At 70.9% G+C, this 15,593-nt stretch carries 14 protein-coding genes and 1 riboswitch; of the genes, 2 read left to right on the top strand and 12 right to left on the bottom strand.

The genetic code is table 11. From position 1 onward, the window contains the following. Position 1: 1 nt before the first annotated feature. Positions 2-1,135 carry a tRNA 2-thiouridine(34) synthase MnmA gene (gene mnmA, locus OG580_RS25435; protein ID WP_267045983.1) on the bottom strand — a complete coding sequence of 378 codons (1,134 nt, stop codon included), beginning with the start codon at positions 1,133-1,135 and terminating at the stop codon, positions 2-4. Positions 1,136-1,195: 60 nt separating this feature from the next. On the opposite strand from mnmA, the gene OG580_RS25430 reads away from it, so the two are divergent. Then, positions 1,196-1,855 carry an N-acetylmuramoyl-L-alanine amidase gene (locus OG580_RS25430; protein WP_267045982.1) on the top strand — a complete coding sequence of 220 codons (660 nt, stop codon included), beginning with the start codon at positions 1,196-1,198 and terminating at the stop codon, positions 1,853-1,855. Between the two features lie 24 nt (positions 1,856-1,879). On the opposite strand, the gene OG580_RS25425 is transcribed toward OG580_RS25430, so the two are convergent. The 11 genes from OG580_RS25425 to OG580_RS25375 all read right to left on the bottom strand — a co-directional run bounded on the left by OG580_RS25425 (position 1,880) and on the right by OG580_RS25375 (position 14,044). After that, the gene (locus OG580_RS25425; RefSeq protein WP_267045981.1) at positions 1,880-3,043 is read right to left on the bottom strand and encodes a cysteine desulfurase family protein; all 1,164 of its coding nucleotides are present in this window, start codon (positions 3,041-3,043) and stop codon (positions 1,880-1,882) included. A 161-nt stretch (positions 3,044-3,204) separates the two neighbouring features. Next, complete coding sequence (locus OG580_RS25420) at positions 3,205-4,059, bottom strand: thioesterase family protein (protein ID WP_267045980.1); 855 nt, start codon at positions 4,057-4,059, stop codon at positions 3,205-3,207. A 23-nt stretch (positions 4,060-4,082) separates the two neighbouring features. Further along, the gene (locus tag OG580_RS25415) at positions 4,083-4,760 is read right to left on the bottom strand and encodes a trimeric intracellular cation channel family protein (RefSeq protein ID WP_267045979.1); all 678 of its coding nucleotides are present in this window, start codon (positions 4,758-4,760) and stop codon (positions 4,083-4,085) included. A gap of 157 nt (positions 4,761-4,917) precedes the next feature. Then, positions 4,918-6,135 (bottom strand): ABC transporter ATP-binding protein, encoded by a 1,218-nt coding sequence (locus OG580_RS25410; protein WP_267045978.1) that lies wholly within the window; start codon positions 6,133-6,135, stop codon positions 4,918-4,920. Between the two features lie 8 nt (positions 6,136-6,143). Then, a complete protein-coding gene (locus tag OG580_RS25405; RefSeq protein ID WP_267045977.1) occupies positions 6,144-7,250 on the bottom strand; it encodes an ABC transporter ATP-binding protein in 1,107 nt (368 codons plus the stop codon). Then, complete coding sequence (locus tag OG580_RS25400) at positions 7,247-8,245, bottom strand: ABC transporter permease (protein WP_267045976.1); 999 nt, start codon at positions 8,243-8,245, stop codon at positions 7,247-7,249. Before OG580_RS25400 ends, OG580_RS25405 begins: the two co-directional genes overlap by 4 nt. A gap of 114 nt (positions 8,246-8,359) precedes the next feature. Further along, on the bottom strand, positions 8,360-10,132 hold the full coding sequence (locus OG580_RS25395) for an ABC transporter substrate-binding protein (RefSeq protein WP_267045975.1): 1,773 nt from the start codon (positions 10,130-10,132) through the stop codon (positions 8,360-8,362). Between the two features lie 110 nt (positions 10,133-10,242). After that, positions 10,243-11,271 (bottom strand): ABC transporter permease, encoded by a 1,029-nt coding sequence (locus OG580_RS25390; RefSeq protein WP_267045974.1) that lies wholly within the window; start codon positions 11,269-11,271, stop codon positions 10,243-10,245. A gap of 362 nt (positions 11,272-11,633) precedes the next feature. Next, positions 11,634-12,425, bottom strand: a complete 792-nt coding sequence (locus OG580_RS25385) for an enhanced serine sensitivity protein SseB C-terminal domain-containing protein (RefSeq protein WP_267045973.1) — start codon at positions 12,423-12,425, stop codon at positions 11,634-11,636. A gap of 99 nt (positions 12,426-12,524) precedes the next feature. After that, entirely contained in the window at positions 12,525-13,265 is a 741-nt protein-coding gene (locus OG580_RS25380; RefSeq protein ID WP_267048121.1) for an enhanced serine sensitivity protein SseB, read from the bottom strand. 116 nt (positions 13,266-13,381) lie between these two features. Continuing rightward, the gene (locus OG580_RS25375) at positions 13,382-14,044 is read right to left on the bottom strand and encodes an AAA family ATPase (protein WP_267045972.1); all 663 of its coding nucleotides are present in this window, start codon (positions 14,042-14,044) and stop codon (positions 13,382-13,384) included. A gap of 151 nt (positions 14,045-14,195) precedes the next feature. Beyond that, positions 14,196-14,295, top strand: a riboswitch (glycine riboswitch). Positions 14,296-14,454: 159 nt separating this feature from the next. Between OG580_RS25375 and gcvT the strand changes: the two genes are divergently transcribed. Next, a complete protein-coding gene (gene gcvT, locus OG580_RS25370) occupies positions 14,455-15,579 on the top strand; it encodes a glycine cleavage system aminomethyltransferase GcvT (RefSeq protein ID WP_267045971.1) in 1,125 nt (374 codons plus the stop codon). The last annotated feature ends 14 nt before the right edge of the window (positions 15,580-15,593 follow it).

Genomic DNA, 15,593 nt, shown 5'->3' with positions numbered 1-15,593 from the left:
GCTACGCCGGCGTGGGTTCCGTGGTGCGGCGGGCCGTCGTGGCGATGGTGGCCGAGCCGACCACGCGCGTGCCGTCGTAGAGGACGATCGCCTGGCCGGGGGCCACGCCCCGGACCGGCTCGGCGAAGGTGACCGTGAGCTCGCCGTCCGCGAAGGCGGCGGTCACCTCGGTCTCGCCGCCGTGGGCGCGGAGCTGGGCGGTGTAGCGGCCCGGGCCCTCGGGGGCCGTGCCGCACCAGCGGGGCTTGATCGCCGTGAGGGCGGTGACGTCGAGGGCCTCGACCGGGCCGACGGTGACCGTGTTGTTCACGGGCGAGATGTCGAGGACGTAGCGGGGCTTGCCGTCCGCGGCCGGGTGGCCGATCCGCAGGCCCTTGCGCTGGCCGATGGTGAAGCCGTACGCGCCGTCGTGGCTGCCGATCTTCGCGCCGGCCTCGTCCACGATGTCGCCCTCGGCCTTGCCCAGGCGGGAGGCGAGGAAGCCCTGGGTGTCGCCGTCGGCGATGAAGCAGATGTCGTGGCTGTCGGGCTTCTTCGCGACCGCGAGCCCGCGCCGCTCGGCCTCCGCCCGGATCTCGTCCTTGGTGGTGAGCGTGTCGCCGAGCGGGAACATCGCGTGCGCGAGCTGCTTCTCGTCGAGCACCCCGAGGACGTACGACTGGTCCTTCGCCATGTCGGAGGCGCGGTGCAGCTCGCGCGTGCCGTCCTCGTTGAGGACGACCGTGGCGTAGTGGCCGGTGCAGACCGCGTCGAAACCGAGGGCGAGCGCCTTGTCGAGCAGCGCCGCGAACTTGATCTTCTCGTTGCAGCGCAGGCAGGGGTTGGGCGTGCGGCCGGCCTCGTACTCGGCGACGAAGTCGTCCACGACGTCCTCGCGGAACCGCTCGGCGAGGTCCCACACGTAGAACGGGATACCGATGACGTCGGCGGCCCGGCGTGCGTCGCGCGAGTCCTCGATCGTGCAACAGCCGCGTGCTCCGGTACGGAACGACTGCGGGTTCGCGGAGAGCGCGAGGTGCACGCCGGTGACGTCGTGGCCGGCTTCGGCGGCACGGGCGGCGGCGACGGCGGAGTCCACGCCGCCCGACATGGCGGCGAGGACGCGAAGGGTGCGCGGGGGCGGAGTCTGAGTCATAGCCCTACCAGGGTACGGGGCGCGGGAACCATGGTCGCGGGAGTAAGCGTTCTCTGATGCATGGGGAGCAAGGGGAGCGGGTCGGACAGGCGGGTGGGGCGGCGGGCCGTGCTGCTCGGCGGCGGGGTGGCCGTGCTGGGTACGGCCGCGCTGGCCCGGGACGAGCTGGCGCGCGTGTGGTGGCGACTGCCGGGCATGGAGAAGAAGCGGGTCGACGGGGAGCTCGACCACAAGGGCGCCGAGTGGACCTCGGCGGCGCGGGCGAACTGGCGGCGGGCCGACCGGCCGGACGACTACCGGATCGACCGGGTCGTGATCCACGTCGTCCAGGGCAGCTACGCGACCGCGCTGAAGGTCTTCAAGAACCCGGGGCACGGGGCCGCCGCGCACTACGTCGTCCGCAAGGACGGCCACGTGGCGCAGATGATCAGGGAGCTCGACGTCGGGTTCCACGCGGGGAACCGCGACATGAACGAGCGGAGCATCGGCATCGAGCACGAGGGCTTCGTCGACCGGCCGCAGGACTTCACGGCGGCGATGTACGCGGGATCGGCGCGGCTCACGGCCGACATCTGCGCGCGGTACGGGATACCCGTGGACCGGGAGCACGTCATCGGGCACGTGGAGGTCGAGGGCACCGACCACACCGATCCCGGGCCGCACTGGGACTGGGACCGGTATCTGCGGCTCGTGCGGGAGGCGTCGAAGAAGCCCGTGTGAGGCGGACGCGCGGGGTGGCGGAGCTCAGGTGAGGCCTGCGGTCCTCGCTCGCTCCACGGCCGGGCCGATCGCCTCGGCGACCGCTGCCACGTCCTGCGCGGTGGACGTGTGGCCCAGCGAGAAGCGCAGGGTGCCCCGGGCCAGGTCCGGGTCGGTGCCGGTGGCGAGCAGGACGTGGCTGGGCTGGGCGATGCCGGCGGTGCAGGCGGAGCCGGTGGAGCAGGCGATGCCGGCCGCGTCGAGCAGCAGGAGCAGGGAGTCGCCCTCGCAGCCGGGGAAGGTGAAGTGCGCGTTGGCGGGGAGCCGCTCGACGGGGTCGCCGCCGAGGATCGCGTCGGGGACGACCTCGCGGACGGCGGTGACGAGTTCGTCGCGCAGCGCGCCGACCTCGCGGGCGAACTCCTCGCGGCGCTCGGTGGCGAGTCGGGCGGCGACGGCGAAGGCGGCGACGGCGGGCACGTCGAGGGTGCCGGAGCGGACGTGCCGCTCCTGGCCACCGCCGTGCAGGACGGGTACGGGGGTGTACTCACGGCCGAGGAGCAGGGCGCCGATCCCGTACGGGCCACCGATCTTGTGACCGGAGACCGTCATCGCGGCGAGGCCGGAGGCGGCGAAGTCGACCGGAACCTGACCGACGGCCTGGACGGCGTCGGCGTGCAGGGGGACGCCGAACTCGGCGGCGACGTCGGCGAGTCCACGGACCGGCATGACGGTGCCGATCTCGTTGTTCGCCCACATGACGGTGGCGAGGGCGACGGAACCGGGGTCGCGGGTGATCGCCTCGCGCAGGGCCTCGGGGTGGACGCGGCCCTGCCGGTCCACCGGCAGGTACTCGACGTCGGCGCCCTCGTGCGTGGCGAGCCAGTCGACGGCGTCGAGCACGGCGTGGTGCTCGACCGGGCTGGCGAGGACGCGGGTGCGGCGGGGGTCGGCGTCGCGGCGGGCCCAGTAGAGGCCCTTCACGGCGAGGTTGTCGGCCTCGGTGCCGCCGGAGGTGAAGACGACCTCGCTGGGCCGTGCGCCGAGCGCGGCGGCGAGCGCCTCGCGCCCCTCCTCGACGGTCCGCCGGGCCCGGCGTCCGGAGGCGTGCAGGGAGGAGGCGTTGCCCGTGACGGCGAGGTGGGCGGTCATCGCCTCGATCGCCTCGGGAAGCATGGGCGTGGTCGCGGCGTGGTCGAGGTAAGCCATGGTGGGGTCGATTCTACGAGCCCACCACGGCGGCCTCGGCGCCTGGCCGGTTTATGACCTGTCCGGCGCCCCTGCTCGCGGTGGCGCCCAGGGTGCCCGGCCCCTGGGCCGGGCCCACGCCGGGGTGTCCGGCCCCCTGGGCCGGACCGGCTCCGGGGTGTTCAGCCGCGCGGGGCGCGGGCCAGCTGGCGGGACTGGGCCACCAGGCGGTCGGCGCTGTCCCAGACCTCGGCGTCCTCCTCCAGGAAGCCTCCGGCCAGGTTGCGCGTGGTGATGGAGACCCGCAGCGGGCCGGGTGCGGGGCGGCAGCGGACGTGGGTGGTGAGCTCCACCGTCGGGGTCCAGCCCTTGAGGCCCAGTTCGAAGGAGGTCGGCGGCAGCGCGTCGACGGTGAGCAGCAGGGAGAGCGCGTCCGGCTCGCGGCCGTCGGCGAGACCGAACCAGGCTCGCATCTCGCCCTTGCCGGACGGCGCGCCGACCGCCCAGCCCACGCAGGCCGGGTCGAGGCGGAGGTCCAGCCGGTCGGCGATGGCGGAGGAGCCGGGGATCCTCGGGGCCGGGTTGTCGGCGGCGCTGAAGCAGTTCTCGATCGGGGCCATCACGGGCGGCGTCGCGGTGGTGCGGACGTCGTCGGGGAGGGCGTCGAGGTCGCCGTACGAGGCGAGGACGCGGATGCGCTCGACCTCGGTGCCGTCCTCGGCGTACTGGAAGAGCGAGGCCTGTCCGGTGGAGAGGGTCCGGCCGGTACGGACGGTCTCGGTCCGGATCACCGCGGGGCCGGGCACGGACGGCGTGAGGTAGTGCGCCGAGATCGTGAACGGGTCGGGGTGCGGGAGGTGGTCGCCGAGGGCGCGGCCGAGCAGGGCGAGGAGGTAGCCGCCGTTGACGGCCTGGATGATCGTCCAGCCGGCGGAGAGGTCGGCGTCATAGACGCCGGGGGTCCTGAGGGTGACGGCGGTGTCGCGGTCGAACTCGTTCGCGGTCCCGACGGCGGTCGTCTCGGTGCTCGTGCTCATGGTTTCGACGGTACCCCAGCTAGCTACTGAGCGGTAGCTTTTTCCGGCTCCTCGCGGGCGGAGGAGCGGCGGTTCCACGCGCGGGGCGCGCGCCAGTGGTAGCGCATCGCGAGGAGCCGGAGCACGAAGGCGGTGAGGACGGCGGCCCCGCTGGTGAAGGCGTTGAGCATGTCGAAACGGATGCAGAGGACCACCATCGTCGCTCCGACGATCGCGGGGACGGCGTACAGGTCGCGGTCCCAGCGGAGCAGGGACGGCACCTCGTTGGCGAGCACGTCCCGCAGGACACCGCCGCCGACGGCCGTCGCGAGTCCGAGCGCGGCGGAGGAGGTGAGACCGAGGCCGTAGTCGTACGCCTTCGTCGTGCCCGTCACGCAGAAGAGGCCGAGCCCGGCGGCGTCGAAGACGTTCACGGCGGTCTGGGTCCGTTCGACCTCCGGGTGGAGGAAGAAGACGAGGACGGACGCGACCAGCGGCATGACGAAGTAGCCGAGATCCGTGAAGGCGGCGGGGGGTACGGCGCCGATGATCAGGTCGCGGAGCAGGCCGCCGCCGAGAGCGGTGACCTCGGCGAGGACGGCGATGCCGAAGACGTCGAAGTTCTTGCGGACGGCGAGGAGGGCGCCGGAGATGGCGAAGACGAAGATGCCGACGAGGTCCAGGGCGTGCTGGACGTCGGGGCTGAACAGATCGTGGAGCACCGCCCAATTGTGCCGGTTGCGCCCGCGGGGGTTGCGGCTCCCCCACCCCGCCCCTCCCCGGAACCCTGACGGGGCCGGGGGCTCCGCCCCCGACCCCCCGTGCGCGGCCGCAGCGAGAAGCCCCTGCCGCACGGGGTGCGGCAGGGGCTTCTCGGTGTCACGCCTTCGGAGCGTCGCCCTCGGTCGACGGCTCCGTCGCCTCGGACTCGGCGGCGGTCTCCGCCGCCTCCGCCTCCGGCGCGGACCCGACCGTTGCCTCGGCCTCGGCCGCGGGCGCGGACTTCGGCTCCGCCACAGCCTCCGGCTCGGCCGTCGCCGGCTCCGCCGCGACCGCCACGCTCTCCTCCCGCTTCGTCACCTCGACGGACTCGCGAGCCGCCGGGATCGTCAGGGATTCCGCGTTCTCCGGGTGGTGGCACGCCACGCGCTGACCCGGGCGGAGTTCCAGGAGAGGGGGTTCCTGCGTCTTGCAGACCTCCGTCGCCTTCCAGCAGCGCGTGTGGAAGCGGCAGCCGGACGGCGGGGCGATCGGGGACGGGACGTCGCCGGTGAGCAGGATGCGGTCGCTCTTGGCGCCCCGGCGGCGCGGGTCCGGGATCGGGACCGCGGACATCAGGGCCCGGGTGTACGGGTGCATCGGGTTCTCGTACAGGGACTTGCGGTCCGCGAGCTCGACGATCTTGCCGAGGTACATCACCGCGATGCGGTCCGAGACGTGCCGGATGACCGACAGGTCGTGGGCGATGATGACGTAGGTGAGGCCGAGCTCCTGCTGGAGGTCGTCCAGGAGGTTGACCACCTGCGCCTGGATGGAGACGTCGAGGGCCGACACCGGCTCGTCCGCCACCACCAGCTTCGGCTTCAGGGCCAGCGCGCGGGCGATGCCGATGCGCTGGCGCTGGCCGCCCGAGAACTCGTGCGGGTAGCGGTTGTAGTGCTCGGGGTTGAGGCCCACCAGGCCGAGGAGCCGCTGGACCTCCTTGCGCACACCGCCCTCGGGCTCGACGCCCTGGAGCTTGAACGGCGCGGAGACGATCGTGCCGACCGTGTGGCGCGGGTTCAGCGAGCCGTACGGGTCCTGGAAGATCATCTGGATGTCCCGGCGGAACGGCCGCATCCCTCCCACCCCGAGGTGGGAGATGTCGGTGCCCTGGAACTCGACCGTACCGCCGGTCGGTTCGAGCAGCCGGGTGATGAGCCGGCCCATCGTGGACTTGCCGCAGCCGGACTCGCCGACGACGCCGAGGGTCTCACCGGGCAGGACCTCGAAGTCGATCCCGTCGACCGCCTTGACCGCACCGGTCTGGCGCTGCAGAAGGCCCTTCTTGATGGGGAAGTGCTTCTTCAGGCCGGTGACCTTGAGCAGAGGTTCCATGTTGTCGCTCACAGTTTCGGCGCAATCTCTTCGGTCCAGATGCGGGTCCGCTCCTCCTGCGGCATGTGGCAGGCCGAGAAGTGGCGGTCGCCGGCCAGGGCCAGCTCGGGCCGCTGGGTGCGCGTGATGCCGCCCTTGGGCACGTCCGCGTACGGGCAGCGGGGGTTGAAGGCGCAGCCGTCCGGGATGTTGATGAGGCTGGGCGGGTTGCCCTTGACCGGGATGAGCCGCTCGGTCTGATCGCGGTCGATCCTCGGCATCGAGCCGAGCAGGCCCCAGGTGTAGGGGTGCTGCGGCTCGTAGAAGACGGACTCGGCCGGTCCGCGCTCGACGCACCGCCCGCCGTACATGACGAGGATGTCGTCGGCGAGCTCGGCGACGACGCCGAGGTCGTGGGTGATGATGACGACCGCCGAGCCGAACTCCTTCTGGAGGTCCCGCATCAGGTCGAGGATCTGGGCCTGCACGGTCACGTCGAGCGCGGTGGTCGGCTCGTCCGCGATGAGCAGTTCGGGGTTGTTGACGAGCGCCATGGCGATCATGGCGCGCTGGCGCATGCCGCCGGAGAACTCGTGCGGGTAGTTCTCGAACCGCTTGGCGGGCTCGGGGATGCCGACCCGGTCGAGGAGTTCGACGGCCCGCTTGCGCGCCGTCTTCTTGTCGACGTTGTTGTGGACGCGGTACGCCTCCACGATCTGGTGGCCGATCGTGTAGTACGGGTGCATCGCGGACAGCGGATCCTGGAAGATCATCGCCATCTCGCGGCCGCGCATCCTGCGGACCTCGTCGGGGTCGGCCGTGAGGAGCTCGCGCCCGTTCAGCCAGATCTCGCCGGAGATACGGGCCTTCTGCCGGCCGTACTGGCCGACGGTGTGGAGGCCCATGATGCCGAGCGAGGTGACCGACTTGCCGGAGCCGGACTCGCCCACGATGCCGAGGGTCTTGCCCTTCTCCAGCTGGAAGCTGAGGCCGTCGACCGACTTGACCAGACCGTCGTCGGTCGGGAAGTGGATCTTCAGGTCACGTACGTCGAGGAACGCGTCGGAGGGCGCGGACTTCCCGGTGGAGACCGGCTCGCCCACGGCCGCGCCGGTCTTCGACAGCTTGTCCGTCATGCGAGCCTCACTCGGGGGTCGATCACTGCGTAGAGAAGGTCCACCACGAGGTTGGCGACGACCACGCAGGCGGCGGTGATGAGGGTGACCGCCAGGATCAGCGGCAGGTCACGCTCGCTCACGCCCTTGATGGCGAGACCGCCGAGGCCGTGGAGGCTGAACGCGGTCTCGGTGAGGATCGCGCCGCCGACGAGGGCGCCGAGGTCCATGCCGAAGATGGTCAGGATGGGGGTCATGGTGGAGCGCATCGCGTGCTTGCCGAGCACGACCGGCTCCGGCAGGCCCTTGGCGCGGGCGGTACGGATGTAGTCCTCGCCCAGGACCTCCAGCATGGTGGCGCGGGTGAGCCGCGCGTACATCGCCGCGTACAGGAAGGCGAGGGTCACCCATGGCAGGAGCAGACCGCCGAACCAGCCGCCGAAGGACTCGGAGATCGGGACGTACGAGGCGTTGACCCAGCCGAGCTGCGTGCGGAAGACGAGCATCGCGAGCATGGCCGTGAAGAAGATGGGCAGCGAGACACCGGCGAGCGCGGTGATCATGGCCGCACGGTCGATGATCGTGCCGCGCTTGAGCGCGGAGATCACGCCCGTGGACACGCCCAGGACCAGCCACAGCACGGCGGCGCCGAGGACCATGGAAAGGGTGACGGGGAACGCGTCGACCAGCATCGTCCACACGTCCTGCTCGGTGCGGAACGAGTAGCCGAAGCAGGGCATCGCGCAGTGGATGGTGTCGCCACCACCCGTGTAGTCCCGGCCGACGAAGATGCCGGAGACGAAGTGCCAGAACTGAACCAGGATCGGCTCGTCCAGGCCCAGCTTCTGACGGATTCCCTCAATGGAAGCCGGATCCGCCTGCTTGCCGACGAACATCGCGGCAGGGTCGCTGCCGGTCATCTTGGGGATGAGGAAGAAGATGCTGAGCGTCACGAGCGTGACGACGAGCAGCATCACGACGACTGCGAAGAGCCGTCGGACTATGTATGCAAGCATGCGGTCGGCCGGTCGGCGGCCGGGGGACCCGATCGGATCCCCCGGCCGCCACCCTCGGCCATCACCTGCCCTTCGGACCTGGCGGCGGGTGGTGCGCCGGTGAAGCGGGTCGGATTACTTGACGACGCCGAGCGACGCGTAGTCGTAGCGGCCGTTGTAGGCGTCCGCGGTGTAGACGTTGGTCAGCCGGGAGCTGCGCCAGATGATGTTCTTCTCGTGGGTGAAGGGCAGGTAGACCGCGGCCTCCGAGACCTTCGTGTTGATCTGCTTGTAGAGCTCGCCGGCCTTGTCCGGGTCGGTCTCCTTCAGCGCGGCGTCGAACAGGCCGTTGACGGCCGGGTCGTTCAGCTCCGAGAAGTTGTTGTTACCGCTCTGGAGGATGAAGCGACCGTCGACCAGCGGCTGGAGGAAGCCCTGGCCCGACGGGAAGTCGGCGCCCCAGCCCATGACGATGATGCCGTAGCCCTTGTCCTTGACGACCTTCGGCGAACCGATGATGCCGGAGGTCTGGGCGCCGTCGAACTGGTCGATCTGGGCGTCGATGCCGACGGCCTTCAGCGACTGCTGGAGGGACTCGGCGGTCGCGATCTCGATCTTCTTGTTGTTGCGGACCGCGATGGTGGTCTTGAAGCCGTTCGGCTTACCGCACTTCTTCAGGGCCTCCTTCGCCTTGGCGAGGTCCGGAGCGCCCGCGAGCTTGCCGTACGGGTCGGCCTTCGGGTCGGCACCCTTGATCGCCGGCGGCAGCATGTTGGAGGCGATGTCGCCACCGGCCTGCGGGCCACCACGGGCGGTCTGGAGGGACTTCGAGTCGGCCGCGTAGATGATGGCCTTGCGGCACTCGATGTTGGGGATCACCGTCTGCGGGAAGACCGCGTAGCGGATGAAGCCCGTCTGCGGGTTGTCGACGTTGTCCTTGTGCTGCTGGAGGACCTTCTGGCGGGCGGCGGCGCCGACACCCGTGGCGTTGAGGTCGAGGTCGTACTCGCCCTCGACCAGGCGGTTGTCCATGTCGTCGGCGTTCGTGGTGAACGTGACGCTGATGGTGTCCGGCAGAGCCTTGCGGATCGTGTCGGTCTTGCCGTCCCACTTGTCGTTGCGGACGAGCTTCATCGCCTTGTTCGGCGTGTACGAATCCCACTTGTACGGGCCGGAGGAGAAGGGCTTCAGGCCGTACTTGGCCTTGGTGTCCTTGTCCTGGCGGACCGGGGAGGCGGCGGGCATGGCCAGCATCTGCAGGAAGTCACCGTTGGCGACCGGCAGCTTGAAGATGATGGTCTTGTCGTCCGGGGTCTCGATCGCCTTCAGGCCGAGCTTGTCCGCGGAGGTGTCCTTGTAGGGACCCTTGTACTCGCCCTTGGGGTCGAGGACCTGCTGCAGGTAGATCGGGCCGCCGGAGATGACGTCCTGCGCCCAGATGCGCTCGATGCCGTACTTGATGTCCTTGGAGGTGATCGGCTTGCCGTCCTCCCAGGCCACTCCGTCCTTCAGCGTGAAGGTGTAGGTGAGGCCGTCGGCCGAGACCTTGCCGGTGTCCGTGGCGAGGTCCGAGACGAGCTCGGTGGAGGCGGCGCCCGGCTCGGCCTTGAAGCTGACGAGCTGACGGGTGTAGTAGCGGGCGAAGTCCCACACGAAGCCGTAGTAGCCGCGCTGCGGGTCCCACGAGTCGGCCTCCTGCGAGCCGATGAACTTCAGCTCGCCGCCCTTCTTGTCGGAGGGGCTGGCGATCTTGTTCACGGCGGCGTTGAAGCCGGCCGCGCCCGCCTTGCCCTTGCCGCCGGTGTCGCCGCCGCTGTCACCGCCACAGGCGGTGGTGACGACCATCGTGGCCGCTGCCAGCAGCGCGCCCGCGGCGATTCTGCGCCTCTGAGAGCTCATCAGAGTCATGGGTCTCGCAACCTCCGGAGTAATGACGGCCGTTGTATCGGTCCGCCGTTGGGGGATGAGCCTCCTGTCGCCAGCGGCAGGGGCGGGTCTTGGGTGTCGTCGGCGAGCGGTCAGCGGGAGCCCTTCGGGTCGAGCGCGTCACGCACGCCGTCGCCGAAGAGGTTGAACGCAAGGACGGTGACGAAGATCGCGAGGCCGGGGATCACCATGAACACCGGGTCCGCCTCGTACGTGGTGATGGCCGTCGACAGCATCTGACCCCAGGAAGCGGTGGGCGGCTTCACACCCGCGCCGAGGAAGCTGAGCGCCGCTTCGGTGAGGATGTTGGTGGGGATCATGAGGGTCGCGTAGACCATGATCGGGGCGATCAGGTTGGGCAGCAGCTCGCGGCGCAGGATGTAGAGGCGGCCGGCGCCCAGGCTCTGGGCGGCCTCGACGTACTCGCGGTTGCGCAGCGAGAGGGTCTGACCTCGGACGATACGGCCCACGTAGGGCCAGCCGAAGAAGCCGATCACGAGCACCAGGGCGGCGATGCGGACGCCCGACCCGTCGAGACCGAGGAACTGGTTCGGCAGCACCGAGACCAGCGCGATCGTGAACAGCAGCTGCGGGAAGGCCAGCATGACGTCCATGATCCGGCTGAGGGCCGCGTCGACCCAGCCGCCGAAGTAGCCCGCGATGATGCCGAGGACGGTGCCGAGGACGACCGCGAAGACCGCCGCGAGGAAGGCGACGAGCAGCGAGATCCGGGCGCCGTAGACGATGCGGCTGAAGACGTCGCGACCGTTGACCGGTTCGACGCCGAGGAGGAAGTCGGAGCTGATGCCGCCCCACGACCCGATCGGCGTACCGAACAGCGGGTCGATCTGGTCCTCGTGGAACTCCTCCGGCGGGTGGCCGAGGAGGCCGACGATGACCGGGGCGAAGATCGCGACGAGGATGAGGAAGACGACGACGAAGGCGCCGGCGAGGGCGAGCTTGTCGCGCTTGAGGCGGGTCCAGGCGATCTGCCAGGGCGAGCGGCCCTGGATCACCTTGGCGCCGGTGCCGGAGGTGTCCGGAGTGCCGGGAGCGTCGGGCGCGCCGACGACGGTGGCGGTCGACTCGCCCGCACTCGTCTCGTGCAGTGGTGCCGTCATCGTGGTGAGGACCCCTCTCGGCCGCCGGTAGCCGGCCCTTGCCCGCCGCGGGTAGCGGCTCGGTGGAACAACATGCTGGGCTTCGGCTCGATGTGAGCAGAACGCCCGGTGTTCCGGGGAGTCTTCAATGCGTCCGCGATCACCCGCCAGCCCTGACGAGGAATGTTTGCTCAAACGTGATGCGGTGCTGTGACTTCCGTTATCCGGACGTCGCGATCACCTGAGCGGACCATCTCGGGTCCTCTTCGCACCAATCGGACATGTCGCTCAACTGGGCGTTCGAGGTGCGGTATTGGGGCGAACGAAAGCCTCCGGAGAGGACTCCGGAGGCTGATGGGGTACGAGTGGAGCAGAGTGGCGTCTCAGTATCCGGACGGGGCCGACGGCGGGTAGCCGTACCCCGGCACGGCGGCGGATCCGCGTCCGGCGTGCGCCTCGCGGTCGTAGAAGGGCCGTGCGTGGGCGCACAGCCAGAGCGCCACCGGGTCGTACGCGTCGGAGAGGGAGACCGTAGAGACGGGCAGTCCGTCGGGTACGGCGGAGATCGACTGGCTCATCATCGCGCGGACCGCGTCGACGGCGGCCGCGGAGGTGTCGTACAGGTCGAGACCGATGACGAGGTACGGGGAGCCGAGCGCGGGCTGCACCCAGCCGCGGCGCAGCGACCTGACCGCCGGGGTGCGGTGCGCGTTCTGCGTGAGCAGGGCGTAGAACTGCGGGATCTCCAGCGCGGGTTCGCTGACGCGCAGGGGTCCCGCGGGCATCCGGTCGAGGCCGGTGGCGATCCGGCGCAGGTCGGCCCAGGGGATGCCGACACCGCCGCCGGGGGCGTGCGGATTGAGCCAGATGCCCCAGCGGTCGGGGTAGAGGGCTCGGGCCATCTCGCGGCCGGTGACGAGCTCGTGGGCGCGGTTCCAGCCGGAGGCGGCGAGCTCCTGGGCGGAGGTGACGCAGGGCGCGTAGCCGAAGCCGTCGACCTCCATGTTCCCGTACTGGGCGTCGGGCGAACCGGGCGAGCCCTGCCAGAGCAGCATCCGGACCTCGCCGTCGGCCAGGGCGTGCAGCAGGCTCTCGTACGCGTCGTAGCGTCCGGGTGCCACCTGGCGCAGCATGTGCTCGACCTGTCCGGTCGCAGCGGTGCCTGACGCGCTCACCCTGGGTCCCGCCCCTCTTCCGTTCACCACGTCCACCACGTCCGGCCGGGCACACGACGATCCGGCCACCGATTCAGTTCAGCTTAAACAGGGGGCCGCTCACCCGGCGGCGCGCTGGTAGAAGGGGCGTACCCGCTCCAGCATCCAGTCTCCGACCGGGTCCTGCGCCATGTCGAGCAGGATGAGGTTGACCGGCCAGGCGACCTCGACGCGGCCGAGGGCGCGGCCGAGGGCGTCGAGGGGCGCGTTGCGGTCGACGCCGTCCCAGGCGGCGAGCTGGACGCCGATGAAGAGGGCGGGTTCCGTGCCCTCGACGCTCGCGAGGGCACGGCGGGCGGTGGCGACGACGCCGGTGGCCTCGAACTCTGCGGAGGCGGCGGCGAGGAAGTCGACCGGGTCGTCCTGCCAGTCGGGCTCGAAGAGGCGGACGCGGCCGCCGCTGGCGGGGCCGTCGAGCGGGGTGCGGCCGGCGCGGCAGAGCTCGGCGACGGCGGGCGGGGGCAGCGGGAGGCCGACGGTACCGCCGGGGTTCACGGCGATGCCGAGCTGCGGGGGCAGGCCGCGCGCGAAGTCGCGGGCGGGGGCCACGGCGAAGGACATGTGATTGCCGACACAGGCGAGGAACTGCTGTTCGGAGCTGAAGACGGGCACGTAGGCCGCGCCGTCGATCTCCATGGTGGCGAGGTCCAGATCGGGGCTGTCGGGGCCGCCGCCGTTGGGCAGGGGCACCCAGACCGGGCTGCGGCCCAGCACCTCGACCAGCCGGCCGCCTGCGGCGGGGTTGCCGAGCGAGGCGGCAAGGACCTCTTCGAGCTCATTGCCCGGCCACGTCACGTCCACGGTCACTCTTCCCCATTCTCGCGGGGGCGCACCCTCCCGCGCCGCCCCGCAGCACCCTAACGCCGCCTCGGCACCGCCGTGGCCAAAAGCAGGGGGTACGGACACGGGACCGGCCGTCAGACGGCCCCGCGGAACCCGATCCTCCGGAGGGCGTCGGCGGCGTCCCGGTCGAGCAGGGTCGCCGAGGCGCAGCCGTGCGGGAGGCGGCCGGACTCGGCGGTCCGCAGCAGCCTGCCGACGGCCCGCCGGTGCCGGGCGAAGGCGTACGAGGACACGCCCCGGCCCCGCGCGCGCTGCCCGTCGCGGGCCTCGTCCGGGGCGACGTCGAGCAGGACCAGGTGCAGGGCGCCGCCCCGGCGTCGCGCCTCGCGGGCGAGCCAGCCGCGCACCCAGGACTGGGTCCCGCAGTCGTGCACGATCACGCTCGCGCCGGAGCGCAGGGCGCGGCGCAGCCCCGCGTAGTGCGCGATCCGGACCAGCGGGCGGTAGACCGCGTACGGCAGGAGGCGCGGCATCCGGGCCTCCCAGCGCTCGCGGACGTCCTGGGAGTCGATGCCCCGGCCGCCGGCGGCGCGCTTCATGAGGGTGGACTTGCCGCTGCCGGGCAGCCCGGAGACGACCACGAGGTCGCCTGCCGCGAAGGTGAGGGCCCGCGGCCCCCGGCCGCCGCGCTCGCGCAGGTCCCGCAGGATCCGGCCGGGCCGGCGGGTTCTCGCGCGGGCACGCTGGGACGGTATGCCGGTACTCGTCGCATATGCGCCGGTGTGCTGGATCCTCATCGCTGCTCCCCCTGCCGGGCCTCGGAAGACCCTTGCCCACAAAGTGTAAAGAAGCGGTAATGAGATACAAGTGATGTGCCGCGCGGAGCACGCGTGCAATGATGTCCGCGCCAGGCGCGCACAGTCGCCATACAACCGCATACCGGCCGCTCGAATCCGCGCGGGAGAGTTTCGGACCACCTCAGGTGTCCGGACGCCGAAGGAGCAAGACCCTCCCTTGAATCTCTCAGGCCCCGTACCGCGTGGATGAGGCAGATCTGAAAAGCGGGACACCCTGCCGTGTCCCCACCCAAGGTGCAAGCCGAGGATGCCCTCGGTGAACCTCTCAGGTTCCATGACAGATGGGGAGGACGTCCTCGCCCGTCATGTGTTTCGTCACCGAACCGCCCTTGGGATCCGGGAGCCACCCCATGAGCACTGCCCCCCGTCTGACCGCCCTCGATGCGCTGCATCGTTCGCTGGGCGCGACCATGACCGACTTCGCGGGCTGGGACATGCCGCTGCGTTACGCCAGCGAGCGTGACGAGCACATCGCCGTCCGTACCAAGGCCGGTCTCTTCGACCTCTCCCACATGGGCGAGATCACCGTCACGGGCCCGGGGGCCGTCGAGCTCCTCGACCACGCCCTCGTCGGCAACATCTCCACGGTGGGCGTGGGCCGCGCCCGCTACACGATGATCTGCCAGGAGGACGGCGGCATCCTCGACGACCTGATCGTCTACCGCCTCGGCGAGACCGAGTACATGGTCGTGGCGAACGCCTCCAACGCCCAGATCGTCCTGGACGCGCTGACCGAGCGCGCGGCCGGCTTCGACGCCGAGGTGCGCGACGACCGCGACGCGTACGCCCTGATCGCCGTCCAGGGCCCGGAGTCCCCCGGCATCCTGAAGTCGCTCACCGACGCCGACCTGGACGGTCTGAAGTACTACGCCGGTCTGCCCGGCACCGTCGCGGGCGTGCCCGCGCTGATCGCCCGTACCGGCTACACCGGTGAGGACGGCTTCGAGCTGTTCCTGAAGCCCGAGCACGCCGAGGGCGTCTGGAAGGCCCTGACCGAGGCGGGCGCCCCGGTCGGCCTGATCCCCTGCGGCCTGTCCTGCCGCGACACGCTCCGCCTGGAGGCGGGCATGCCGCTGTACGGCCACGAGCTGACGACCGCCCTCACCCCCTTCGACGCCGGTCTCGGCCGGGTCGTCAAGTTCGAGAAGACGACCAACGAGGGTCGCTTCGTCGGCCGCGAGGCGCTCGAGAAGGCCGCCGAGCGCGCCGAGACCGCCCCGCCGCGCAAGCTCGTCGGACTGATCGCCGAGGGGCGCCGGGTCCCGCGCGCCGGCTTCTCCGTCGTCAAGGACGGCGTGGTCATCGGCGAGGTGACCTCCGGCGCCCCGTCCCCGACCCTCGGAAAGCCGATCGCGATCGCGTACGTGGACGCGGCGCACGCCGCTCCCGGCACCGAGGGTGTAGGTGTGGACATCCGCGGCACCCACGAGCCGTACGAGGTCGTGGCGCTGCCGTTCTACAAGCGCCAGAAGTGACGCAGTCGTCTCAT

Origin of the sequence: Streptomyces sp. NBC_00094 (assembly GCF_026343125.1) — a bacterium.
In the GTDB taxonomy this organism is placed as follows: Bacteria; Actinomycetota; Actinomycetes; order Streptomycetales; family Streptomycetaceae; genus Streptomyces.
This window is presented reverse-complemented; position numbering and strand designations above follow the sequence as displayed.

Coding starts and splice junctions, on each gene's coding strand:
- mnmA (WP_267045983.1), bottom strand. CDS start 1,135: ATGACTCAGACTCCGCCCCCGCGCACCCTTCGCGTCCTCGCCGCCATG.
- OG580_RS25390 (WP_267045974.1), bottom strand. CDS start 11,271: ATGACGGCACCACTGCACGAGACGAGTGCGGGCGAGTCGACCGCCACC.
- OG580_RS25405 (WP_267045977.1), bottom strand. CDS start 7,250: ATGACGGACAAGCTGTCGAAGACCGGCGCGGCCGTGGGCGAGCCGGTC.
- OG580_RS25410 (WP_267045978.1), bottom strand. CDS start 6,135: ATGGAACCTCTGCTCAAGGTCACCGGCCTGAAGAAGCACTTCCCCATC.
- OG580_RS25425 (WP_267045981.1), bottom strand. CDS start 3,043: ATGGCTTACCTCGACCACGCCGCGACCACGCCCATGCTTCCCGAGGCG.
- OG580_RS25430 (WP_267045982.1), top strand. CDS start 1,196: ATGGGGAGCAAGGGGAGCGGGTCGGACAGGCGGGTGGGGCGGCGGGCC.
- OG580_RS25395 (WP_267045975.1), bottom strand. CDS start 10,132: ATGACTCTGATGAGCTCTCAGAGGCGCAGAATCGCCGCGGGCGCGCTG.
- OG580_RS25375 (WP_267045972.1), bottom strand. CDS start 14,044: ATGAGGATCCAGCACACCGGCGCATATGCGACGAGTACCGGCATACCG.
- gcvT (WP_267045971.1), top strand. CDS start 14,455: ATGAGCACTGCCCCCCGTCTGACCGCCCTCGATGCGCTGCATCGTTCG.
- OG580_RS25420 (WP_267045980.1), bottom strand. CDS start 4,059: ATGAGCACGAGCACCGAGACGACCGCCGTCGGGACCGCGAACGAGTTC.
- OG580_RS25400 (WP_267045976.1), bottom strand. CDS start 8,245: ATGCTTGCATACATAGTCCGACGGCTCTTCGCAGTCGTCGTGATGCTG.